Annotated in this window: 25 protein-coding genes; 10 read left to right on the top strand and 15 right to left on the bottom strand. The window is 38.3% G+C overall.

Annotated features, from left to right (window positions below):
• Positions 1–15: 15 nt before the first annotated feature.
• The 4 genes from V7Q04_RS05970 to V7Q04_RS05955 all read right to left on the bottom strand — a co-directional run bounded on the left by V7Q04_RS05970 (position 16) and on the right by V7Q04_RS05955 (position 4,223).
• Positions 16–1,173 (bottom strand): hydrogenase small subunit, encoded by a 1,158-nt coding sequence (locus V7Q04_RS05970; protein ID WP_333804015.1) that lies wholly within the window; start codon positions 1,171–1,173, stop codon positions 16–18.
• Between the two features lie 242 nt (positions 1,174–1,415).
• Positions 1,416–2,759 carry a nickel-dependent hydrogenase large subunit gene (locus V7Q04_RS05965; protein ID WP_333804014.1) on the bottom strand — a complete coding sequence of 448 codons (1,344 nt, stop codon included), beginning with the start codon at positions 2,757–2,759 and terminating at the stop codon, positions 1,416–1,418.
• A complete protein-coding gene (locus V7Q04_RS05960) occupies positions 2,746–3,636 on the bottom strand; it encodes a hydrogenase (protein ID WP_333804013.1) in 891 nt (296 codons plus the stop codon). Before V7Q04_RS05960 ends, V7Q04_RS05965 begins: the two co-directional genes overlap by 14 nt.
• Complete coding sequence (locus tag V7Q04_RS05955; protein WP_333804012.1) at positions 3,636–4,223, bottom strand: TetR/AcrR family transcriptional regulator; 588 nt, start codon at positions 4,221–4,223, stop codon at positions 3,636–3,638. Before V7Q04_RS05955 ends, V7Q04_RS05960 begins: the two co-directional genes overlap by 1 nt.
• Before the next feature lie 115 nt (positions 4,224–4,338).
• Here V7Q04_RS05955 and V7Q04_RS05950 point away from each other — a divergent pair, with 115 nt between their 5' ends.
• Positions 4,339–4,728, top strand: a complete 390-nt coding sequence (locus tag V7Q04_RS05950) for a TerB family tellurite resistance protein (protein ID WP_333804425.1) — start codon at positions 4,339–4,341, stop codon at positions 4,726–4,728.
• A 32-nt stretch (positions 4,729–4,760) separates the two neighbouring features.
• On the opposite strand, the gene V7Q04_RS05945 is transcribed toward V7Q04_RS05950, so the two are convergent.
• On the bottom strand, positions 4,761–6,026 hold the full coding sequence (locus V7Q04_RS05945) for a glucose-6-phosphate isomerase (RefSeq protein ID WP_333804011.1): 1,266 nt from the start codon (positions 6,024–6,026) through the stop codon (positions 4,761–4,763).
• 113 nt (positions 6,027–6,139) lie between these two features.
• Between V7Q04_RS05945 and V7Q04_RS05940 the strand changes: the two genes are divergently transcribed.
• From V7Q04_RS05940 to V7Q04_RS05930, 3 genes are read left to right on the top strand one after another with little or no spacing between them, the layout of a single operon-like run.
• Positions 6,140–7,858: a YgiQ family radical SAM protein gene (locus V7Q04_RS05940; protein WP_333804010.1), complete on the top strand. Its 1,719-nt coding sequence runs from the start codon at positions 6,140–6,142 to the stop codon at positions 7,856–7,858.
• 16 nt (positions 7,859–7,874) lie between these two features.
• Positions 7,875–8,186, top strand: coding sequence for a thiamine-binding protein (locus V7Q04_RS05935; RefSeq protein ID WP_333804009.1), 312 nt, complete (start codon positions 7,875–7,877; stop codon positions 8,184–8,186).
• Between the two features lie 46 nt (positions 8,187–8,232).
• On the top strand, positions 8,233–8,754 hold the full coding sequence (locus tag V7Q04_RS05930; RefSeq protein ID WP_333804008.1) for an ATP/GTP-binding protein: 522 nt from the start codon (positions 8,233–8,235) through the stop codon (positions 8,752–8,754).
• A gap of 33 nt (positions 8,755–8,787) precedes the next feature.
• Here the strand turns inward: V7Q04_RS05930 and V7Q04_RS05925 are convergent, their stop codons facing one another.
• The 4 genes from V7Q04_RS05925 to V7Q04_RS05910 all read right to left on the bottom strand — a co-directional run bounded on the left by V7Q04_RS05925 (position 8,788) and on the right by V7Q04_RS05910 (position 11,565).
• Positions 8,788–9,378 carry an NAD(P)H-dependent oxidoreductase gene (locus tag V7Q04_RS05925; RefSeq protein WP_333804007.1) on the bottom strand — a complete coding sequence of 197 codons (591 nt, stop codon included), beginning with the start codon at positions 9,376–9,378 and terminating at the stop codon, positions 8,788–8,790.
• An 82-nt stretch (positions 9,379–9,460) separates the two neighbouring features.
• A complete protein-coding gene (locus V7Q04_RS05920; RefSeq protein ID WP_333804006.1) occupies positions 9,461–10,315 on the bottom strand; it encodes a D-hexose-6-phosphate mutarotase in 855 nt (284 codons plus the stop codon).
• On the bottom strand, positions 10,269–11,003 hold the full coding sequence (gene fliP / locus V7Q04_RS05915; protein ID WP_333804424.1) for a flagellar type III secretion system pore protein FliP: 735 nt from the start codon (positions 11,001–11,003) through the stop codon (positions 10,269–10,271). The genes V7Q04_RS05920 and fliP overlap by 47 nt, the downstream gene beginning before the upstream one ends.
• Before the next feature lie 172 nt (positions 11,004–11,175).
• On the bottom strand, positions 11,176–11,565 hold the full coding sequence (locus V7Q04_RS05910) for a bacteriohemerythrin (protein WP_333804005.1): 390 nt from the start codon (positions 11,563–11,565) through the stop codon (positions 11,176–11,178).
• 259 nt (positions 11,566–11,824) lie between these two features.
• On the opposite strand from V7Q04_RS05910, the gene glmU reads away from it, so the two are divergent.
• The 6 genes from glmU to truA are packed head-to-tail and all read left to right on the top strand — an operon-like array spanning position 11,825 to position 17,542.
• A complete protein-coding gene (gene glmU / locus V7Q04_RS05905; protein ID WP_333804004.1) occupies positions 11,825–13,126 on the top strand; it encodes a bifunctional UDP-N-acetylglucosamine diphosphorylase/glucosamine-1-phosphate N-acetyltransferase GlmU in 1,302 nt (433 codons plus the stop codon).
• Positions 13,119–14,330: a bifunctional phosphopantothenoylcysteine decarboxylase/phosphopantothenate--cysteine ligase CoaBC gene (gene coaBC, locus V7Q04_RS05900; protein ID WP_333804003.1), complete on the top strand. Its 1,212-nt coding sequence runs from the start codon at positions 13,119–13,121 to the stop codon at positions 14,328–14,330. The genes glmU and coaBC overlap by 8 nt, the downstream gene beginning before the upstream one ends.
• Entirely contained in the window at positions 14,327–15,049 is a 723-nt protein-coding gene (locus V7Q04_RS05895) for a hypothetical protein (protein ID WP_333804002.1), read from the top strand. The genes coaBC and V7Q04_RS05895 overlap by 4 nt, the downstream gene beginning before the upstream one ends.
• A gap of 5 nt (positions 15,050–15,054) precedes the next feature.
• The gene (locus tag V7Q04_RS05890) at positions 15,055–15,783 is read left to right on the top strand and encodes a prepilin peptidase (RefSeq protein ID WP_333804001.1); all 729 of its coding nucleotides are present in this window, start codon (positions 15,055–15,057) and stop codon (positions 15,781–15,783) included.
• Positions 15,776–16,801, top strand: coding sequence for an LptF/LptG family permease (locus V7Q04_RS05885; RefSeq protein ID WP_333803999.1), 1,026 nt, complete (start codon positions 15,776–15,778; stop codon positions 16,799–16,801). Before V7Q04_RS05890 ends, V7Q04_RS05885 begins: the two co-directional genes overlap by 8 nt.
• 6 nt (positions 16,802–16,807) lie before the next feature.
• Positions 16,808–17,542, top strand: a complete 735-nt coding sequence (truA, locus tag V7Q04_RS05880) for a tRNA pseudouridine(38-40) synthase TruA (RefSeq protein WP_333803998.1) — start codon at positions 16,808–16,810, stop codon at positions 17,540–17,542.
• Here the strand turns inward: truA and V7Q04_RS05875 are convergent.
• The 6 genes from V7Q04_RS05875 to V7Q04_RS05850 all read right to left on the bottom strand — a co-directional run bounded on the left by V7Q04_RS05875 (position 17,539) and on the right by V7Q04_RS05850 (position 23,013).
• Positions 17,539–18,765 carry an amidohydrolase family protein gene (locus V7Q04_RS05875; protein WP_333803997.1) on the bottom strand — a complete coding sequence of 409 codons (1,227 nt, stop codon included), beginning with the start codon at positions 18,763–18,765 and terminating at the stop codon, positions 17,539–17,541. The genes truA and V7Q04_RS05875 overlap by 4 nt on opposite strands.
• Entirely contained in the window at positions 18,755–19,777 is a 1,023-nt protein-coding gene (locus V7Q04_RS05870) for a glycoside hydrolase family 3 N-terminal domain-containing protein (RefSeq protein WP_333803996.1), read from the bottom strand. Before V7Q04_RS05870 ends, V7Q04_RS05875 begins: the two co-directional genes overlap by 11 nt.
• A 74-nt stretch (positions 19,778–19,851) precedes the next feature.
• Positions 19,852–20,739 carry an NAD(P)H-dependent glycerol-3-phosphate dehydrogenase gene (locus V7Q04_RS05865; protein WP_333803994.1) on the bottom strand — a complete coding sequence of 296 codons (888 nt, stop codon included), beginning with the start codon at positions 20,737–20,739 and terminating at the stop codon, positions 19,852–19,854.
• 11 nt (positions 20,740–20,750) lie between these two features.
• Positions 20,751–22,181, bottom strand: a complete 1,431-nt coding sequence (gatB, locus tag V7Q04_RS05860; protein ID WP_333803993.1) for an Asp-tRNA(Asn)/Glu-tRNA(Gln) amidotransferase subunit GatB — start codon at positions 22,179–22,181, stop codon at positions 20,751–20,753.
• 15 nt (positions 22,182–22,196) lie between these two features.
• Complete coding sequence (locus V7Q04_RS05855) at positions 22,197–22,754, bottom strand: thiamine phosphate synthase (protein WP_333803992.1); 558 nt, start codon at positions 22,752–22,754, stop codon at positions 22,197–22,199.
• Positions 22,729–23,013, bottom strand: coding sequence for a hypothetical protein (locus V7Q04_RS05850; RefSeq protein WP_333803991.1), 285 nt, complete (start codon positions 23,011–23,013; stop codon positions 22,729–22,731). The genes V7Q04_RS05855 and V7Q04_RS05850 overlap by 26 nt, the downstream gene beginning before the upstream one ends.
• Position 23,014 lies beyond the last annotated feature (1 nt).

Here is a 23,014-nt window from a genome sequence, read left to right as displayed (position 1 = left end):
TATCTTATCCTTCTATTATTCTTCAGTTTTTCCACTGCCCTTAACCGCAGCAATCGCCGCATGAGCCGCAATACCTACCGCAGTCGCAGTTAAGAGTGCTACGCCTACTTTATCAGCAGTTTTATCAGCGCCCTCACCGTAAACAGTGTTATACAATCTATCACCTAGAGGCTCTTCAAATGGTCCCATGTTATCCCAGAAACCTGGTTCTGAACAACCGATACAACCGTGACCTGCTTGAACTGGCCAAGAAGTATGTTGATTAAATCTCTCGCGTGAACAGTTATTGAAGGTATAAGGACCTTTACAACCCACTTTATAAAGACAGAAACCTTTTTTAGCACCTGCATCACCGAACTCTTGAACGAATTCGCCCGCATCAAAGTGACCACGTCTTTCGCAAAGATCGTGAATTCTAAGACCATAAGCCCATTTTGGACGATTATACGCATCAAGTGCTGGAAGGGTTCCAAAAAGAATATAGTGAAGTACGTTACCCACAATGTTTTTCTCACTTGGAGGGCATCCTGGAACATTAATAACAGGTTTATTAGTGATTTTACTGAGTGGTTGTGCGTTTGTTGGATTTGGATGAGCCGCTTGGATACCACCAAAACTTGAACAAGAACCAATAGCAAAAATAGCTGCTGCAGAGTCTGCCGCTTTTTGAGCACTTTTTTGTCCTGTTTGTCCATGTGGTCCAACGGTTAAGAAGAATTCGCTACTGCCCGCAGGAATACCACCTTCAACCATTAAGATGTATTTACCTTTGTATTTTTCAATAGCACTCTCTAAGTTGTGCTCTGCTTGCCAACCACAGGCCACCATTAGTGTCTCATGGTATTCTAATGAGATATGATCAAAGATCAAACTGTCAATTGTTGGTGCGTCAGTTCTAAGCAAACTCTCACTACAACCTGTACACTCTGCCATGTGCAACCAAATGACCGGTAAACGATCTGTTAGCTCAGCAGCTTGTGCCATAAGTGGTGTAAATTCTGAAGGTAATGACAACATTGCAGTAACACCTGCTGCCCACTTCATAAAATCTCTACGGCTGATACCATGTTCTTCCATCAATGCCGCAATAGATTTTTCCTCCTTAATTCGGGGGAACTTCTCAAGATTGCTAAGTCTATCAGCAAGCCTTTCGTACAGTTTAGCGTGTTCCATAAATCTCTCCTGTGTAAATTTTCCAAGATCAAAAAGTTAAGGGACTATTCAGAAAACAGACAACATTTGTTTACCTGAATGAGTATTCACTTAGCATTAAATCAAAAAATATTTCACAATATGCTGGAAACGCCTATTATTAAGGCTTTTTTAATCATATGGAGTAAAAATGTAACAAAAAAAGAGGATAAAAAGTGTATTATATTAAAAATGGCTAAATTGTCACACCTTAGGGCAATCTGTTATTGGGTGGTACAAACCGAACAGACGTCAAAACTTTTGAGAATAAAATCCGCTTTGGTAAACGAATCTAGACCAATAAGTGCTTTTTGAGCAGTCGAAGGATTATCTCGGTCTCCATTACCTAAATTCCAAACCGTAGGAGTGATGATCTCATATGACGCAATGACACCATGGTCTACCTTCACATGATGGATCAGTGAGCCTCGTGGCGCTTCAATAACACCAATCCCTTCACCACTGAGTGAATGTACATCTTTTTTGGGAGGACTAAAAGAGGCCTCTTTTACATCTAAGTTATTGAGCAATGCTTTCGTACGCCAAAGTAAGTAAGCACACTCCACGGCACGTGCCACCACACGTGTTAATGCTGCATCTTTAAACCTACGGTGAAAATCACGCATCAAAGGCTCTTTTGCTACTATTAAACGTGCCAATGGTCCCACTTCACAAAAATTCTTCTTATAGAGAGCACTTTTAGAATAGGTATAACCATTCTGTTTATCGGCAAAAAAGGTATGATCTAAACTTTCATGTACGTGTTTTACATCCGCACTCAGTACCGTAGTTTTTGAAGCCTTAAGACTTCCCTCGTACATAAAAGAGTCTCCTAAAGCTAAGAAACGATCAAAACTTCTGCCCAAGCGATCAAACCCGTGTTTGAGCATCTCATCAATACCTTGCGAAAGCGCTGAAGGTGAAGCCATTACTTGCAAGGCTGAGTCAAAGCTCAAAAACTCTTCCAACCCCATCCCGTAAAAATGCTCTTCACAAAAAGCAATCACAGCATCTAAACACCCATGCGCACTAATAAGATCACTTCTCAGGGGATCACACGTCACACCGCCTGCCATCACAAACGAACCATGTGGCCACTGACCCGTAAAATGAGCGCCCATTTTCAGGCTTTCCATAATCGCACGCTGGGCAGTAAACCATTGTGTATCTTTAAAAGCGTTCCCACCATATTTTGGATCAGAAACCTTTTTAAGCTCTGGTAAAATCGTAAAAAAATACCATTTAATATGGTTATGGATCTTCTCAGCATTCAAAGCAATCTCACGAATATCTTTGGCTTTTTGATTTATCAGTAACGATTCCCCTGCACTTTTATAACACTCTTCTATAGCAAGCACTGAAGCAATAGCATGTGAGTGCGAACAGATACCACAGACACGAGGGGTAAGAGCAAGCGCATCCAACAAAGGTCGCCCTTTTAAGATTTCTTCAATACCACGGTAATTAAAAAATTTGATTTTGGCAAAACTGACCTGTTCATTTTCCCACTCAAGCTCCAATGTAGCTTCGCCTTCAATGCGCTCTATAATTTTTTTAGTTATCTTCATCAATCAACTTCTTTTCGAGTCTTTCTATTTTAAAACTTTTGGCTACACCTGCAAGTGTATAATAAGCACGTTTTGAGATGCCAAAAGGTGTTTGAGGAAGAGACATGTTTTTTTGAGTTTCATAGAGTGCAGGACGAGGAAAATCAAACTCTGTACACCCTAAACAAGGTGAGCCTGCTCTTGTTTTAGAACTCACATCATTCCACAAAATCTTATTGCAATTTGCATGGCTCATCGGCCCTTGACAACCATGCTCATAATACAAGCACCCTTCTCTTTGCCCTAACTGCTTGCTATCCACTTTCCACTCAAAATACTCATTGCGTAAACAACCATGATGCGCAAAATAAGAAAAGATCTCTTTGGGGCGTAAAAACTCATCTAATGCCACATTGTCACCATGATGCAGTGCAAAAAGAGTCTCAGCCAACCAACGAGGATGCAGTGGACAGCCTGAAATGTTAATAACATTCTTCTTCTCCAGCCAATAACCACCCTTCTCTTTACCACTAAAAAGTGCCCCTGTAATCTTCTGTGGATCGCGAAGCCTGAAAATACCACCAAAACTGGCACAACTTCCTGCACAAATAATATATTTTGAACGAGAAGCGAGGTTATCGAGGATTTCATAGAAAGGTAAATTAAAGCGTTGAAGCAAACGCTCATCATGGCTAAGAGCGCCCTCTAAAATGAGAAAGTCAAAGGGTGCATCACTGTGTAATAACCCCATAAAATCCTCTGCTCCGCACCACAATGGATGATAGAGCATATCAAAGGAAGCGGCGAAGCTTGGCATCTGAGCATAATTCAAAAAAGAGTGGCTGTTACCATTACACGTCAGTCCTTGAAGCCAAATGATGGAAGATTTACGAGGCATTATTGTTGTTTCAAAGCATTGTAAATGTTGAGTGAAATCTCATCGACATAGTAATTGAGGGCTTTATCCAACACTCCTTCGCCACTTAGAAAAACAAAACCACCAAGATACCCCATGAAAAGACCAAAGGCAGAAAAAAAATCTTGATTGCGAAGCTCTCCACGAGCAACGCCCTCTTCAAAAAACAACATCAACTCTGTTACAAAGGCAGAGACGCAAATCATGCCTTCACACCCTTCTTTGAAAACTTCTTTGTTGGCAAGATAAACGCGTAAAAAGTAGTTAATATGTTGAGGTTTCAAGGTTGCCATTTCAAAATAAAGCGCAACAATTTTACGAATTTTGTCTTTGGCACTCCCCTCTTCTTCATTGACTTTTCGAATTTCCGCACCTAAAATGTCTGATGAGTATTTGATGATCTCTTTAGCAAGTATCTCTTTGGAAGAAAAGTAGTTATAGATATTTCCCACACTCATACCCATCGCTTTTGCAATGTCTGGAATCGTAGTTGCATAAAAACCTTGTTTTGAGAACAGCATCAACGCAGCATCTAAAATTTTTTCACTTTTTTGTAATTTTTTATCCACGAACTTCGTCCTTATAAATACACTTTCTCAATTTTAGCATGTTTATTAAGGTTCATTTAGAATGTTTTACTATAATTTCATCGATCCATTATTAAAGGAGTACAAATTGTTACTAATGAAACTTAAATCAGAAGAGAAATTTGCTTTTCTACAGCTCGTACAATATGTCGCAAAACTGGATGGCGAATACGGGATGAAGGAGCGTGAGATTGTTGATGAATACTGCACTGAAATGGGAATTGAAAATCTTGAATTAGACTTGAGTCATTTTGTATTAGAAGATATTTTAACCGTTTTCAAATCATCTCAAAGTCAAAAAATCGCATTGCTTGCATTAATGGTCTTGGTACATATTGACGATAGATTTGGTATAGATGAACATAAAATTGTCAACAAAATCGTTCAACAATTCAATCTCAATGAGAAAGAAACGCATCTTTTTTCAATGTGGGGGAAAATGGGCTCAGCGCTGTATGAACAAGCGCTTGTCTTTACACAAAAATAAAAAGGGCTGGGAGTATTCCCAGCCTATACGTATTAGCGAGTTTTTTTGCTTGTATTCTTTTTTTCTTCGATTAATTTACCCTCTAAAATCTTCTTGCCGCTCTCAACGCCCGGTTGGTCATACGTGTTAACATTCATCATTTGACCTACAAGAGAGGTGAGAAGCTCATAATAGAATATTAACTTACCAATGTTTTCTTCATCAATATGCTGAATGGTAATAGTATCGATAGGAATATCCTTTTTATCCAAAAGTGCTTCAATCGTTGAGTCTGCTTGCATGTTAATCAGATCGCAAAACGCAATGCCATTCATCAAATCTAAGCTCTCAAGCTCTTTAAGGGTAATAGCAGGAATTTTGATCTTATCATCAAAATTTTCGATTTTAAGGACGGTGACACTTTTATCGCGAAGTCCTTCAACGATAAGCTGCAAAAAGGAGTGTTGATCTTTTGGTCCAATAAGTCCAACAGGTGTCAAACCAACATTAAAGCTACTGTGACGTTGTTTTTTACCCAAACTCTCACCCCAAAGCTGAACATACCAGTCTGTAAAGCAGTCCAAACTCTCAGAGTAAGCAAAAAGCGTATTAATGTTGTAATGCATTGAATTTTTAGCGTAATAGGTCGCTTTTTTCATCAATGTCTCTTTAATGTAACCATCTTCAAAGAAGCTTTTTTTAATCGCTTTGGCGCCATCAAGGAGTCTTTGAATATCTACACCCACAAGCAGTAATGGTGCAAGTCCTGCAGCACTTAAAACAGAAAAACGTCCACCCACATTGACAGGAATGTGTAAAACAAAAGAGTTAAATGTTTTCGCATGTGCTTCAAGTTTTGAGCCATCATCGGTGACAAATGTAAAACGATAATCCAGTGAAATATCTTTCGCTTTAAGCAGTGAAAGAATGTATTTGTACACCGAAATTGTCTCTATCGTTGTACCTGATTTACTGATGACAAAGAAGTGGGTATTTTTGATGTCAAGTTTATTAAGTGTTGAGCGAATGGATGCAGGATCAGTGCTTTCAAAGAGGTGCAAACGTTTGTCAAAATCACGAATACCTTGCAATGCTCTAAAGATCGCTTTAGGTCCCAAAGAGCTTCCACCAATACCGATAATAGCAATGTCTTTGATCGCGTCATAATCATTTTTAGATTTAAAATCTTCTAAGTAACTTTCTAGGCAACTGATATCTTGATCTGGCAAGGCATAATAGCCAATACTATCTTGCTCCGCTATGATTTTTTCAAAGATGCCCTCTTCAACTTTCATGTTAAAATAGAGTGAATTTTTCAAACGTATCCTCCAAATGATAATTGGTGAGATATTACTATTAACAATCTTAAAAAAGCCAAAATATAGAGGCGTTGTGCTATATTAATACCTATTATTAACGACAGAGGATACGCATGTTTTTACCTACGACACACGAAGAGATGTTACAAAGAGGATGGAGTCAACTTGACATTATTCTCATCACCTCCGATGCCTATATAGATAGCCCATATATGGGTGTTTCTGTTGTGGGACGTGTGTTAGAACAAGCAGGGTATAAAGTAGGCATTATCGGGCAACCTGATGTTACCAATGGCATCGATATAGCCCGTTTGGGTGAACCAAAACTTTTTTGGGGCGTAAGTGGTGGTAGTGTGGATTCACTTGTGTCGAACTACACAGCTACAAAAAAGTTTAGAAACAGTGATGACTATACACCAGGAGGCATTAACAACAAACGCCCCGATCGTGCAAGTCTTGTGTACACCAACCTCATCCGCCAAAACTTTAAAAACACGGTGCCTATTATGCTGGGAGGCATTGAAGCAAGCCTTAGGCGCGTGACGCATTATGATTTTTGGAGTAACAAGCTTCGTAAGCCTATATTGTTCGATGCCAAGGCAGATTATCTACTGTATGGTATGGCAGATAAAAGTATCATTGAGTTTGCAGATGCCCTAAAAAAGGGCATTGAACCTTTGGATGTCAAAGGGCTTTGTTATATTTCTAAAGAGCCTAAGACTGATTATTTAGCGCTTCCAAGCCATGCTGAGACACTCAGTGATAAGCTTAAATTCATGGATATGTTTGACATTTTTTACCACAATAATGACCCCATTTCAGCTAAAGGTCTTTGCCAAAAAGTGGATGAGCGCTACCTCATACAAAACCCACCTGCACTCTACCTTACAACCGAAGAGATGGATGCAGTCAGTGCACTGCCTTTTATGCGTGATGTCCATCCTTTCCATAAAAAAGACGGGGCTGTTAAAGCACTTGAAACCATCAAATTTTCTATTTCAACACACCAAGGCTGTTACGGTGAGTGTAGTTTCTGTGCCATTAGTGTGCATCAAGGCAGAACCATAAGAAGTCGTAGTGAAAATTCCATCCTCAAAGAAGCAAAGCACTTTACCACTTACAAAGACTTCAAGGGCGTTATCTCCGATCTAGGAGGACCAACAGCAAATATGTACGGTTATGAGTGTTCTAAGAAAGTGACCAAAGGAACGTGTGAAGAAAAAAGCTGTATGTTTCCCAAACTCTGCAAGGCACTTAAACCAACGCATAAAAAACAACTTGATTTATTGCGAAAAGTAAGGGCACTGCCTGGAATTAAAAAAGCATTTGTAGCTTCAGGTATTCGCTACGACCTCATTAGCGATGATAAAGCGTATGGGTATGAATACCTTAAAGAGATTGTCGAGCATCACCTCAGTGGTCAGATGAAAATCGCTCCTGAACATATCGACGATGAGATACTTGCCCTTATGGGCAAACCAGGAAAAGAGTCCTTAGTCGAGTTTAAAGCCCTCTTTGACAGGCTCAGTCGGGAGTCGGGTAAAAAACAGTTTCTTACTTATTACCTCATTGCAGCACATCCGGGGTGTGAAGAGAAGCACATGCACTCACTGAAACACTTTGCCTCTACGGTGCTTAAGATCAATCCTGAACAAGCGCAAATTTTTACGCCCACACCTTCGACCTATGCCACGCTCATGTACTATACAGGCTTACACCCTATAACCAGAAAGCCCCTTTTTGTGGAAAAAGACATGCATAAAAAAGAGCGTCAAAAAGAGATCGTTGTTGCAAAAGAGCGTAAGTACTACAGCAGTGGACTGGATAGCTAAACACAAGGGAGTATGGATGAGCGTTTTAATGGAATTTAGTATGTTCCCACTCGAAGGGAGTGAGAGTAAAAGTGCCGATGTTGCATGCATCGTTAAGATGATCCATGAAAGTGGCTACAGTTATAAACTCACGCCTATGAGTACTGTTGTTGAAACACCTACTATGCCTGAAGCATTGAAACTGGTCGAAAAAGCTTATGCACTCTTAGAAGCCTATGGACGTGTTTATGCCTGTTTAAAGTTCGATATAAGACCAAACCGACAAGATGGTATGCAGCAAAAAATTGAATCGGTACAAAATAAATTAGACTGCCTCATTACGATCTAAATCAAAACTGCATTATGCCGATGTAGCTTTCAATAAAGGAGTTACCATGCAGAGTATAAGCGCAAGCAACTACAGTTCAAACAACTTTGGTTTTTCACTCCAAACGAGTAGTGGCGATACGATCGATCTTAGTATGTACGATGAACGTTCAGCTGAAATCTTACAAGAGAACAGTGGTACATCGCAAACAACCACACTAACGCTTTCCCATGCTTACGGTTATAGCTTTCACTATAAAGGTGATGGTATTGATGCAAACGATCAAAAAGAGATTGATGCGGCGATGAAACAGATTCAACCGATGATGGATGAGTACTTTAAAAACGTACAAGAGAGTGGTAGTGCAACGCCCCAAGCCACGACAACCAACACCGCTTATGATATTAATGCTTTACTTCCTAAAGCGCAAGACCTCAATACTCAAAATTATGAGAATAACTCTTTGCTTAAAAGCCTTGATAAGATTTTAGAAAAGGCACAAAAACAACATGAGAAAATGTTGCAAGAAGCGCAAAAACTTTTTGAGAGCATTTTGAAACAGCAAAAAGGATTTGAGCTTTACATGTAAAGAAGAGGTGGTATTTTCATACCACCAAAAAGATTATTTGAAGTTTTTTGCTAAATGTGCACGAAGACGTACTTTCTCTTTTTCAATATCTAAGTCACCTTTAAAAATATCATGCACTGAGAATGTTTCTAAAGGTTCTGCACCACAAAACTGAAATGTTTTATGTACTGCGACATTGGCTTCATCGATGCTCAAGCCATCAAAAAATCCCTCTTTATTATCAAATTCCGTTGTTGGGCAGTTATATGTCAAAGAGAGCATGTATTTTTTACCTTGCATCAAGCCCCCACTACCGTATCGTTTAGAAGCGTCACTTCTGGTTCTTCCATCACTGGCATACGTTACGGTATCTTTGCCCATGGAAAAAATTTCATCCATGTATTTTTTAGTGATCCAAGGCACGCCCATCCAATAAACTGGGTATTGAAAGAGTATATAATCTGCCCATGCAAATTTTTCAAGTTCCTCTTTAATATCATAAGCACTTTCAATAACCGAATTTTTGACAGTAAAACCATTTTCTTGAAAATAGTGCGTTGCAGTGTCTATGTAAGTACGTGTTAGGTTGCCTTCGGCTACAACTGGATATTTTTGATGACCGTTAATAATAAGAACATTTTTCATATAGTACCTTTTCTATGTTTTTTGTTTAGAAAAGTATAACTGCAATATACTTAATTTATACTTACGATACTTTAGGTAAGTATTAGGATATTTCTTCTACATGAATTGTTATCTGCAAACTATCATCGTCGTTAAAAGGCTTCGATATTCTAGCACTCTCCAAACAAAGCATCCGCGTATAATCATCTTCTTCCATGTCAGAAAGTTTAGCTGCGCCTTCTTTCCAAGGATTCCATACGACAACGTCACTGTGATTTTTTTGAGAGACGCTCACACGTCGTTTTGTATCAGTAAGAACGATATTGGATTGTGGTTGAGTATAAATTCGATCAAGTGCATGGTTTACCTGTAACATGTCATCTTCACTTTCACAACGCTTTCCATTTTGTAAAGCGTCGATATAATGATACCCAAGTCCAGTGACCTGCACTTTATGAACAGCATCACACGAAAAGTAGGTATGCAACGCTCCTGTACTCTCTTTCTCAGTGTTTATATGTAACGTGAGTGCAACTTCTCGGCCTAAGTTCATTTCAAGTCGTAGAAAAAAAGCATACGGCCAGATAGCTCGTGTTGTAGCAGAATCATGCAGTTCAAAAACCAGTTGGACGCCCTCTTCATTTTCGACATGCAGTACAATTTCCCACTCCATAATGCGTGCAAATCCATGAGTTGGGTTGCCCGCTTTTCCAAACCATGGCCAACACAGAGGAATACCTCCACGAAATGCCTTCCCTGCTTCAAATGTTGAAAGATCAGCCTTCCAAAAGAGTGCACTACCGCCTTTGGGCTGAAAATGGATGAGCTGAGCACCTTGTTTTAGAATAATCGCATCAAAAAGAGGATGGTCAAGTTCAAAACCTATTGTTGTCTTTTTGATATATTGGGCGTTAATGGAAACTCTCCACGAGTTTTTGTACCAACAAATTCCAACCATCAACCAGAACAAAGATAAGCAGTTTAAATGGCAATGAGATCATAACAGGAGGTAACATCATCATACCCATAGCCATCAAAACGGAACTTACTACCATATCGATAACCAAGAATGGCAAGTAAAGCAAAAAGCCTATCTCAAAAGCCGTCTTGAGTTCACTGATCATGAAAGCTGGCATTGCCACCGTCAAAGGAACATCTTCAATATTTTTTGGATTTTCAAGGTTGCGAATACGAAAGAAAAGTGCTAAGTCTTTCTCTCTCGTATTGCGAATCATAAAAGCTTTAAAAGGCGCAGAGCCCTTTTCAAAGGCATCTTGATAACTCATCTTCTCTGCTAAATAAGGCTTTATGGCTACATCATACGACTCTTTCATCACGGGTTCCATAATAAAAAACGTCAAGATCATCGCCAATGAGACCATAACCTGACTTGGTGGCATTTGTTGTGTTCCCAAAGCTTGGCGAAGAAATGAAAAAACGATGAGTAGGCGTAAAAAGCTGGTCATCATAAAAATAAGCGAAGGAGCCAGTGTCAAAATCGTTAAAACAAGGACAAGATTGAGGCTGGTTACAAGCTGTTGTGGTGAATTAGGTGCGGAAAGAGAAAGGTTAACCGTTGGAATGGTATCGGCACCAAAAGCCATCGGTGTCATACAAATCAATAGTAAAAGTAAAATTCTCTTCACATTCTTCAAATGGTATCCTCAATAATATATTGCATGATTTTAGTTGGTTTTGCGTTAAAAACGTTTTAATTGTGAAGTAAAGTACTAAAGTTAGCAGTTTTCAAATCTAAACATTACTCTTTTGAGTCTCAATGACTCTCTTTGCGTTTTAAAATGTGAGGCTATTGTCCCCCTACCCTTTAGCCCATGCAATGATTTTTAAATCATTCTCTAAAATATGTTCTGAAAGCCATTTTTGCGCAGCATATTTCATACTGGCTTGTAATTCTTGAACTGTCTTTTTTGTTTTCAAAATATGATTGAGGTTAGCGATGATTTCTTGATGGAGCTTTTTATGCTCATCGAGCAATGGATAAGAAATAGAAGCCATATAAGCCTCTTCATCTTTGAAGTGAGTATCCATGTATTGGTAAAAAGCTTTAAAAAGCGTTGCAACTTCATTTTTCTTGGTTGAAGTTGGATCTAAATTGTAAACGAAATTAGCAAGCTTAAACAGCTCTTTATGTTGTTGATCTAACAGATCATGGTCTAGTTTATACTTGTCATTCCATTGAGGCATCATATGAATTACTCCAGCATAAAATGTATGTAAATGCAAAATTCAAACGAATAAGTGACTATATTGTGATTGATTAATATTACTATAAATTATACGATATAGCAAGTAAATCAGAGGTATTTAGACGTAAATGCATCATATCGTGAAAACTAGAGTGATAGCCTTTGCACTCATCTCTCAACAAACTCAACCAAAATACGTTTTAATCTTTAAACAACTTTTCGTTAAAATAGATTTCATCTAATTTGTAGGAACACCATTTATGAATATTTCGATTGCAATTATGGCTGCGGGACTAGGTACTCGCATGAAATCTACTTTACCAAAAGTACTTCACGAAATCAGCGGTTTTGAGATGTTATACCACATCATCAAAGAAGCTCAAAAGATCAGCGATGATATCCATGTTATCTTATACCATCAAGCAGACCTTGTTCAAGAAAAAATGAACCGCCATTTTTCCAATATTCACTACAGCATGCAAGACCATCAAAACTTCCCTGGAACGGGTGGTGCAATTCGTGGCATTGCTCCCAAATATGAACGATTATTGGTTCTTAATGGCGATATGCCTCTGTTAGAAGCAGAAAATATGCAAAATTTTACACATTTGGATGCAGATGTTGTGATGAGTGCTTTTACATGTAAAGAACCCTTTGGGTATGGTAGGGTCATCATGGACACCCACTATAATGTGGAAAAAATAGTCGAAGAAAAAGATGCGAGTATTGAAGAGAAAAAAGTCACTGCGGTGAATGCAGGCGTTTATCTTTTCAAAACAGACTTTTTAAAAGAGAATCTTCCAAAACTTTCCAATAACAATAGCCAAAAAGAGTACTACATTACCGATCTTATAGCCTTAGCCAACGCAGAAAACAGAACGGTTAAAGCCCTTTTTGTCGATGAAGCCACGTTTATGGGTGTTAATTCAAAGTACCACCTCTCGCAAGCAGAAGAGTTGATGCAAAACCGCATCAAACGCCGTTTTATGGAGCAAGGTGTGAGTATGCGCTTACCGCACACCATCTACATCGAAGCAGATGTAGAGATGAGGGGTGAATGTAAACTTGAAAATGGTGTGACACTACTGAAGGGCACTGTTTTAGACAATGCCCATATTAAGGCACATTCCGTAGTTGAAAAAAGTGTTATTAAAAACTCTGATATTGGACCAATGGCGCGAATTCGCCCTGATTCAATTATTGAAGGTACCCATATTGGCAATTTTGTTGAAATCAAAAAATCTACACTAAAGGGCGTTAAAGCAGGTCATTTAAGCTACCTTGGCGATGCAACCATTGATGAGGGAACAAATATCGGTTGTGGAACGATTACCTGTAATTACGATGGAAAAGGCAAATACAAAACCATCATCGGCAAAAATGTCTTTGTTGGAAGCGATACCCAACTTGTTGCACCTATCACTATTGCAGATGATGTCTTAATAGCTTCTGGAACAACGGTCACTAAAGACATTCCTAAAGGCGCTTTGGCTATCAATAGAGAACCACTCAAAATCATTGAGGGATTCTTCTACAAATTCTTCGGGAAAAAAGATGCGTAATAACCTACTTGCAGGGAAAAAAATCCTTCTTGGTGTCACGGGAAGCATTGCTATTTACAAAGCTTTAGAGCTAATTCGGCTCTTTGTTAAGGCGGGAGCTGAGGTAAAAGTGCTGATGAGCGAAGATGCAAAGCGTTTTATCACACCGCTTACTTTTGAGGCTATCAGTCAAAATAAAGTATTACATGCTGATACAGAAAGCTGGAGTGAAGGGCTCAGCCATATTCATACGGGTAAATGGGCAGATCTTTTTCTCATTGCCCCAGCTTCTGTTAATACCATCAACAAGCTTAGTCATGGCATTGCGGACAATCTTTTAACGCAAACAGCGATTGCTTTTACAAAAACGATTGTTCTCGCCCCATCTGCCAATACCAACATGATGCTAAGTCCCATCACGCAAGAAAGTCTTACCAAACTTGCCTCACTTGGCTATGAGATCATCGCACCGCAATCCAAACTACTTGCCTGCAACGATGAAGGTGTTGGTGCTCTTGCTGATGTTGAGCAGATTTTTTATACCTGTTCACGCCTTCTCCTGAAAGAGCCTTTTTGGACTGAACGTGAGGTTATCATCACAGGGGGTGGAACGATGGAAAAAATTGATGATGTAAGATGTCTCACCAATTTTTCCAGTGGAAAACAAGCCTCTGCTTTAGCACTTGCATTTTACTTAAGAGGTGCCAATGTGACACTTGTTAGCAGTGGTGAAACACCCCTTGTTAACGCAATTAATACGTTACATGTAAAAAGTACATACGAGCTGCAAAGTGCCCTTCTCTCCCAGATGCAATATGTCACTAAAAACGATAAAACGCCTTATTTATTAATGGCTGCAGCTGTAAGTGATTTTATACCGGTTCAAACACATGAGGGAAAACTCAAAAAAGAAGAATTGGGTGAAACATACAACTTAGAACTGAAACGCAATGTCGATATTCTCTCATCATTACCTAAAAAAGGCTTTAAAGTCATCGGTTTTAAAGCAGAGATGGATGAAAGTAAAGCGCTGGATAACGCAAGTAAAATGTTGGAGAAAAAAGGACTTGATGCAGTCTGTCTCAATGTCCTTAAAGGGCAAAATACATTTGGTAGCACTAAAAATGAGGTCAGTTTCATCACAGCTTCACATGTTCAAAAATTTTCACTTGCTGGAAAATTTGAGATTGCAGAATTAATTGTGGAACACTGTAGCCACCTATGATCTCCACGCTTCAGAAGTTAGCAGGTATTGGCTCTGACATCGGACATACCAGTAGTTCCAATATTAATTTCAATGCCAATCTTCCCGTAAGCATTGAAGTACTCAAACAAATCGATGCAACGCGTTATCGCCTGAAGCTTGGAAGAAAAGAACTCACCACTAAAAGTAGTAAAAACCTCAAAGAAGGGCAAAAATACTGGGCAAATTTTTCCGAAGGACGCGGTGGAATTTTAACCATTTCCAATCTTTGGAAACAGCCTCAACTCTTTGAAGATGAAGCATACTTTTTACCCCTTTCTCTCGAAGAGTTCTTTGAATCAGAAAGCTTCAATTACAACGATTTTAAGGCTTTTTTACTCAAGCAATTGAGCGATGAACCATTGAGTAAAGAGCTTTTTAAAACTTACTCCTATATGCTTTTAGCACTTTCTAAAGCAACCATTCATATTCCCCTACTTTTTAAAGGCAAGAAAGTGATGGTGCAATTTCAAAAACAAGCGGATGAATCATTGCTTTTTTATATCGCATATGAGCATTTAGGACCCCTGTTGGGCAGTATCAGCCCAACAGAATTTGAAATAGCTGCAATGTACGATAAAAGTTTGTACTATTTACAAAAAGAGAGCCCTAAATTGGGTATGATTACACACTTTACTGTGAAAAAAGAGCTCAAACCTCTTTTTGATATCAGTGATTTAGTTTTAGATGTGAAGGGCTAGTGGTTATGGAAGGTATGTTGATCGTTATTTTTGGCTTATGTATTGGATCGTTTTTAAACGTTGCCATACTTCGCTTGCCTAAAAATGAAAGTATCAATTTTCCTGCATCGCATTGTCCTAAGTGTCTACATCCCTTAAAATGGTATCACAATATTCCTCTCTTCTCATGGCTTTTACTAAGAGGAAAATGTGCATTTTGTAAAAGTACTATATCGCTTCAATATCCCTTTGTTGAATTGAGTTCAGCACTCCTGTATGGAATCTGTTTTATACATTTAGAGAGTATTGTTCAAGCTTTATTACTCGGTTCAGTCTTTGCACTTTTAATGGCTCTAAGTATTATAGATTTGCGGTACAAAGCAGTTCCTGATGTACTCAGTCTTCCTGTGCTTTTGCTTTCTTTTTGTCTAAATCCACCTTTAGTATCTCTTCAAAATGGGCTTTTATTTATGGGAGCTTTTACGCTTCTTCGCTTTCTTGTCTCAGCATTTGCTAAAAAAGAAGCCATGGGAGAAGCAGACATTATTATTGCTGGTATAATAGGAGCCATCCTTGGAATCAAACTAGGCTTTGTCGCTATTTATATTGCGGCAATCCTTTCGCTTGTTGCTTTTGTACTTGTACGAAAACGAAGTTATCAACTTCCGTTTATCCCGTTTCTTGCCTTTGGTCTTTTGTTCACGTGGCTTTTCGATAAACCAATTTTACATGTAATGGAATTTATTTATGAATAGAGTAAGTCGTTATCTTTTAAAACATTTCAGTGAGCTCTTTAGCTCTTTATTTTTTATCCTCTTCTTTATCACATCGGTGGTCTTTTTCATCAAGCTAACAGCCATGACGGCCATTATAAAGATGAATTTCTTAGAATTAGGAACACTTTATATCTATTTGTTACCAAGAACGCTTATTTACACGTTGCCACTTACCTTTTTTATTGCACTGTGTATTACCCTTTTTAATCTCTCCAAAGAGAATGAAACTATTGTTCTGTTTACACTAGGGTACAATCCAAAAAAGATTGCAAAACTTTTTTTAGCTTTAGCATCACTTCTCTCATTTATGCTTATTGTCGATATTTTTGTTCTTATTCCTATTTCAAAGCAACTGAATAACAACTTTTTAGAATACAAAAAAGCAGAAGCAAAATTCAATATTAAGGCCAATGAATTTGGACAAAAATTTTCTGATTGGCTTGTCTATATTGAACACAGTGATAATAATCAAAACTACACAGGTATTACCCTATACCAAGCTCCAAATAACAAAGAAGATGAAAAACTCATCATTGCTACAAATGCTGCAATTTTTAATGAAAAAGGAACTCTTAGACTCAATCTTGATCAGGGCAAAATTTTTGAATTTACAAAAGAAGATATTCAACAAATCGATTTTGAGCGCATGCATATTAATTCTAGTCCAAAAACACCGATAGGTGCGATACAAACTATCGAAGAGTATTGGAATGGTGCATTTGTTGATCAAAAACGTGCATATGATCTCTCATTTTTCTTACTCATCGCTCTTTTCCCTATTGCATCAACACTGATTGCGCTTAGCATTGGTATTGTGACGTATCGTTATGATAAAGGAAGCATCTATATTGCTATGTTTGCCACTATTTCACTCTACCTTATACTCACAACACTCATTGCAGCATGGCATCCTCAAGGTGCCCCTATCATTGTTTTTCTTGTTACTTTTTTTATTGCCTACAAAATTTACCAAAAACGCATTCGTGATATCTTCTAAATTTTTATGCGTGTCAAAATTACTCTAAGCTATGATGGAAGCCATTTTATGGGCTTCCAAATACAAAAGAACGAAACTAAGGCCTCCCAAACTGTTGCAGGTGCAATTACAAGAGCTCTTAAGCGTATCAATATTGATGAAAATGTTGTAGGAAGTGGACGAACAGATAGTGGAGTTCATGCAACACATCAAGTCGTACATATTGATCTTCCTGCTTTTTGGAATGACCTCGAAAAACTAAAAGATCATCTCAATGGCTTTCTAAATCCTTATATTTTCATTAAAAGTATTTCAACGGCTACTGCGTCTTTTCATGCACGATTCAGTGCCAAAAAAAGACTCTACCGTTACGTCCTTTATGATGGAGCATATCAGCCATTTTTAGCCAATTATGCTTACCATGTAAAATCTCTAGATGTTATGAAATTAAACGATTATGCGCAGATATTTGTTGGATTTCATAATTTTGAGTATTTTAAAAAACTGGGTGGTGAAACAACAAACGATAAACGTACTATCTTTAAAGCAGGTGCATATCGTCATAATAATTTTATTATTATTTATTTTTTAGGCAATGCTTTTTTACGCTCACAAGTACGCATGATGTGCGGAAGTCTACTCAAAGCATGTGAGGGATCTCTCAGTTATGAAGATATTATTGCTCAACGTGAACGAAAAATGAAAGTCTCCACAACGCTGATTCCAGCGTGTGGACTTTATCTTTCACGTGTCTATTATTAATTCAGAAGTAATTTTCCGCCCACAACTACTTTTTTCACTTTACCATGAAGTGTATTACCACAATACAGTGAATGCTTATTGGTAACTTCATAGCTCTCGTTTGGATCAAAGAGTACTAAATCTGCATCAAATCCTACTGCTATAGTGCCCTTATGAGAAAGTCCTAAAACTTTTGCTGGATTTTGAGCGCAAATACGAATAAGTTCATTAAGATCAATGACATCATTTTTCACTAAAAATGTATAAGCAAGTGTTAAAAACTCTTCAATTGAACCAATTCCAAATGCCGCATCTTCAAACGCAACATCCTTGTATAAAATAGATTTTGGAGAATGAGCAGAGGTTAAAATATCGATTAATCCTTCTTTCAGTGCTTCTACTAAAGCTTTACGCTCTTCTTCCTCACGAAGCGGCGGCATCAATTTTGCATATGTATTAAAACCAGCACAACTACTGTCATTTTTGGAAAGATGATGAATAGAAACTTCCGTATAAAGCTTAGATTGAAGGGCTTTATGCTCTTTGACAATCGCTAAAGAGCGTTTTGTAGAAAGTGATTTTAGCACAACGGTTGCGCCATAAAAATGTGCAAGTTCTGAAAGTTTAGCAACTTCAGCCGTTTCAGAGATTTTTGAAATTCCAGAAAGCCCCATTTTTGAAGCGATCGCGCCATCGTTCATTAAACCATTATCATCAAGATTTGGTTCATAGCACTGTACAAAGAAAGGTCTCTGTTTCATTGTTGCGTATTGCATACCCCGTCGTAAAAGATTTGCATTACGATGCGAATCAGCCAAAATAGCAGCGGCACCATTATTTAAAAGGGTAGCAATATTGTGCAGTTGATCCTCTTTTTCATCGGCAAGAGGCGCACTTATTTGAAGATTAATTTTGGCTTGATCAATTTTAAATTTAACAAGCTCCAATAAGGTCGCACTCTCAAGTCGTGGTGTAAAATCAGACATAACAACGGCTGTTGTTACGCCACCTTTAAGACAACTACTCGCTAATTTATCAATGTGTTCTTGATTAAGCGTGCTATTTGAAAAGCGAACATTTAGATCAATAAGACCGGGAAGAAGGTAGAGTCCACTTGCATCTATCACCTCATGAGCCGAAGCATCTAAATTCTGCGCTATGGCAACAATTTTTCCCTCTTCTATCAATACATCTTGATTCACAAGACCTTTTTGAGTTGACACTAAAGCATTTTTAATTAACATGGCTTCCTCTTTTTGATAGTTTTTGTTTAAAATTTACAATACGTTCATAGGAAAGGGCTATACGCTCACTACTTAACTCCCCACTTTTGATGGCATCTGTAATTATCTTATTAATTGTAAATGTCATACTCGCATTGTCAGCAAAATAGTTTGTAAAGACTAAAATATCAGCCCCCGCATCAATACTACGAATGACCCTTTGTTTAAAATCCATACTGCTGGCTATAGAGTTTGTGCGTAAATTATCAGCAAAAACAACACCTTCAAAGTGCATTTTATCTCGAAGTAACCCTTGAATAACCAGTTTTGAAAATAGGAGTGGATTTTTAGGATCAATCTCTTTATGCACAACATGCGAAATGACTACAGCATCCATTTTACCAAAAGCAATCAGATCATAATAAGGCTTTAATTGCTCAAAACGCCATGTATTGGTTACATCTTCTTCACTGGAAAAGTTATTCCATAAATTAGCGCCTGCTGTTGGAAAATATTTCACAACGGGCATAACACCTTCAGCATGAAGCGCATTGATAAATAACATGGCATAGGTGGTTACAATTTCTTCATAACTGGAGTAACTGCGTTGCAATTTTGAACTCTCATAAACATCTTTTTTGGGCTGAAGGTCTAAAACAGGTGCAAAATTGACATTAATACCACTTTTAGCAAGGTCATGACTTAGTTTTTGGTAGAGTTCTTCCGTTTCAGCTATATCTTTATTCTTAAAAAGTTCATACGCGGAAGGAACTTCGTTAAAGCCTTTTTTGGCTTCAAAAAGACTTTTAGTGCCACCTTCATGCTCTGCGGCAACAATGAGAGGAAGTTCTTTTGGCGCTTGTGCTTTGAGATACTCATTAAGCTTTTTCAGTTGTGCTGGATTTTGGATATTTTTTTCATTAATAAAAACGCCACCAATTTTTTCACGCTTAATGTCTTTTGCGATCTGATCAACCCATTTATCACCCTCTTTGGTACCATCAAACCCAATCATAATCATTTGGGCAATCATGTCTTCCAAAGGCGGTGTTTTAGCGTGCATTAGCGAGGAGAAAAATAAGCAGGAGAAAAAAAGCTTGCGTATCATCAATCAGCCAACAAATCTTTCACACTCATCCGTGGCTCTTTGCCTTTTAAGATAAGCGCTATTTCATGGGCAATGGGTGTATAAATACTATACTTTGCAGAAAGCTCAAAAATGGCTTCTGAGGTAAAAACGCCCTCAGCAACTTCGCCTAATGAAACCAAAATGTCATCAAGCTTTTTGCCCTCAGCCAAAAAAAGACCAACACGATAATTACGAGAAAGCGTGCTAGAAGCTGTTAAAAAGAGATCTCCTGCTCCACTTAAACCTAAAAATGTTTCATCCTGTGCTCCAAAGAATTTCCCAAAACGACGCATCTCCACAAGACCTCGTGCAATCAAACTAGCACGTGCATTATTACCCAGTTTCAATCCATCACAAATACCACTGGCAATAGCAAGAACATTTTTGTATGCGCCACATACCTCTGCGCCAATAACATCTTTTGAAGTATACGTTTTAATAAAGGAAGGGAAAAATGAAGCAAATTCTTTGGAAAGCGTTTCGTTGGTAGAATTAATAACCACGGCAGTTGGGAGACCTTGCATGACCTCACTTGCAAACGAAGGACCCGATAAAAAGCTCAGATGATCTTCGGGAACATGCTTAGCAAAAATTTCATTGAGAAATTGACCACTTCCCTGCTCTATACCTTTTGCTGCCACTAAAATTTTTTGCCCCGTAAAGCTAAAATGCTCTTCCAGCCAACCACGCACTACTTGAGCAGGAAGTGCAAAGATAAGATACTCAGAAGATAAAGCCTCTTCAAGACCCACAAAATTTTCAATAACTTTAGGTTGGCGTGATGTAATCTTACATATAAAATTGTGAGAGAGCGCAAACTGAAGTGCTTGCCCCCATTTACCTGCTCCAATAACTGCTATACTCACGCCTAACCTACTTAAACATCAAGTCTAGATTTTAAAAGTTCATTCACTTTTACAGGATTTGCTGTCCCTTTACTCTCTTTCATTGTTTGACCAACAAAGAAAGCTAAAAGTTTATCTTTACCGCCTCTATACTCAGCTACTTTATCCATATTCGCTGCGATAATTGCATCAATAATCGTTAAAATAGCACCATCATCACTGACTTGTTTAAGACCTAATTTTTCAATCGCATCATCAACGTTTGCACTGTTTTCCATCAAATAATCAAGCACCTCTTTAGCAGCTTTTCCACTGATCGTACCATCTTCGATGCGTTTAACAAGCATTGCAAGCTTAATGGCATCGACAGGAGATGTCACAATGGTCACACCATGGGTTAAACGTGCTTGTAATTCTATAGTCAACCAGGTAATGCTATTTCTAGCACCAGCACCTTCGCTAATCATTGTCTCATAAAATTGTGCCATTTCAACGCTGCACGTAATCACGTTTGCGTCGTACTCTTTGATGCCATATTCTTTCACCAAACGATCTCTTTTTTCATCAGGAAGTTCAGGAATTTTAATGCATTCTGCAAGCATATCATCAGGGATAAGAACTGGCAATAAATCAGGATCTGGAAAGTAACGATACTCCGCACTGTCCTCTTTACCTCGCATACTTCTTGTTTCATTTTTTTCGGTATCATAAAGTCTGGTTTCTTGAACCACTTCTCTTTCATAAACGCCATCTTCCCACGCTTCGCTTTGACGTTGTACTTCGTAATCAATCGCTTTTTGAATAAATTTAAACGAGTTTAGGTTCTTGATTTCTGCTCTAGTATAAAGCTTCGTATCACCTTTTGGACGAATAGAGACGTTCGCGTCACAACGGAAGCTTCCCTCTTGCATATTGGCATCGCTAATATCAAGGTATCGTAAAATAGCATGAAGTTTTTTTAGATATAAAACAGCTTCTTCGCTACTTCGCATATCCGGTTCACTCACGATCTCAAGGAGTGGTGTTCCTGCACGGTTTAAGTCAACATGAGAGACATTACCATGATGGATGTTTTTACCTGCATCTTCTTCAAGATGCGCACGTGTTACACCAATACGCTTTTTTGTACCATCTTCAAAATCAATAATAATCTCACCATTTTCAACAATAGGTATCTCAAATTGACTGATCTGATAGCCTTTTGGAAGGTCAGGATAAAAGTAGTTTTTACGGTTAAAAATAGATTTTTGATTGATCGTTGCATTGATAGCCGTACCAAGGGCAATCGCTTTTTTAACAACCTCTTTATTCAAAACAGGAAGTGCTCCAGGAAGGCCTAAACAGACCTCACATACATTGGTATTTGGTTCATCTCCAAAACTGGTTGGACAACTGCAAAAAATCTTGGTTTTTGTATTTAACTGAGCATGAACTTCAAGTCCAATAACAACTTCAAATTGCATAAATACCCTTTGGGATTAATCTATAAAAAAGCGAATTGAGGCAAAACCATACACACCAACCTCTTCGCAAGCCTTCACTTGCTCCATGTTGATGATGCCACCAAGCGCGAAACATTTAACGCGGATTCTATCATTTATTTCTTTTAACTTCTCTAAACCAAGCGGTTGCCCCTTATTGGGCGTTGCAAAAATAGGACTAAAGGTAATGGCATCAGCACCTTTGTTTTGAGCTTCATCTGCCTCTTTAAACGTATGCGTACTAACAATGACTTCTAAACCCAATGCTTTAGCTTTCTCAATTTGATCAAAAGCATGACTAGGTAGATGTACACCATCACAGCCTAATTCATGGGCTAGTTTAAAATCCGTGTGCAAATAGAGTTTTGTTTTTTCATCTTGAATTTTAGCCTTTACAATGGCCTTAGCGACAGAGGCATAATCAGAGGTCAATTTATCGCGTAAACAGATATAATCAGGCTGATATTTGGCTTTTACGTGTAAAAGTTTTTGAACAACTTCTGTTGGATTGGAAGTATAAAAAACAGGATCAGTGATGAGATAGTGTTTGATCATCGTGAGAGAGTTTTTCTAAGAGTTGCGTCTGTTTTTTAAGCTCTCCCATTTTATCCAGTTGCAGTTGTGCCATTTCAAAGATTATGACAAAAAAACATCCTGTTAAAAAGAAGAAAAGAGCAATGATGGAAGCGATGATAAAACCAAAAGGAAGTAAAGCGAGAAAAGTATAACCCCCACCTGCTATTGCAAGTGCCCATGAGGCTCCTTGCAATAAACTGAGGAGTTTTTCAAAACGCGTTTGTTGGTGTTGCAACAAA

Source organism: Sulfurospirillum sp. (genome assembly GCF_036802865.1).
Taxonomy (GTDB): domain Bacteria; phylum Campylobacterota; class Campylobacteria; order Campylobacterales; family Sulfurospirillaceae; genus Sulfurospirillum.
The sequence above is the reverse complement of the archived record's forward strand: the minus strand, read 5'-3'. Positions and strand labels throughout refer to the sequence as shown.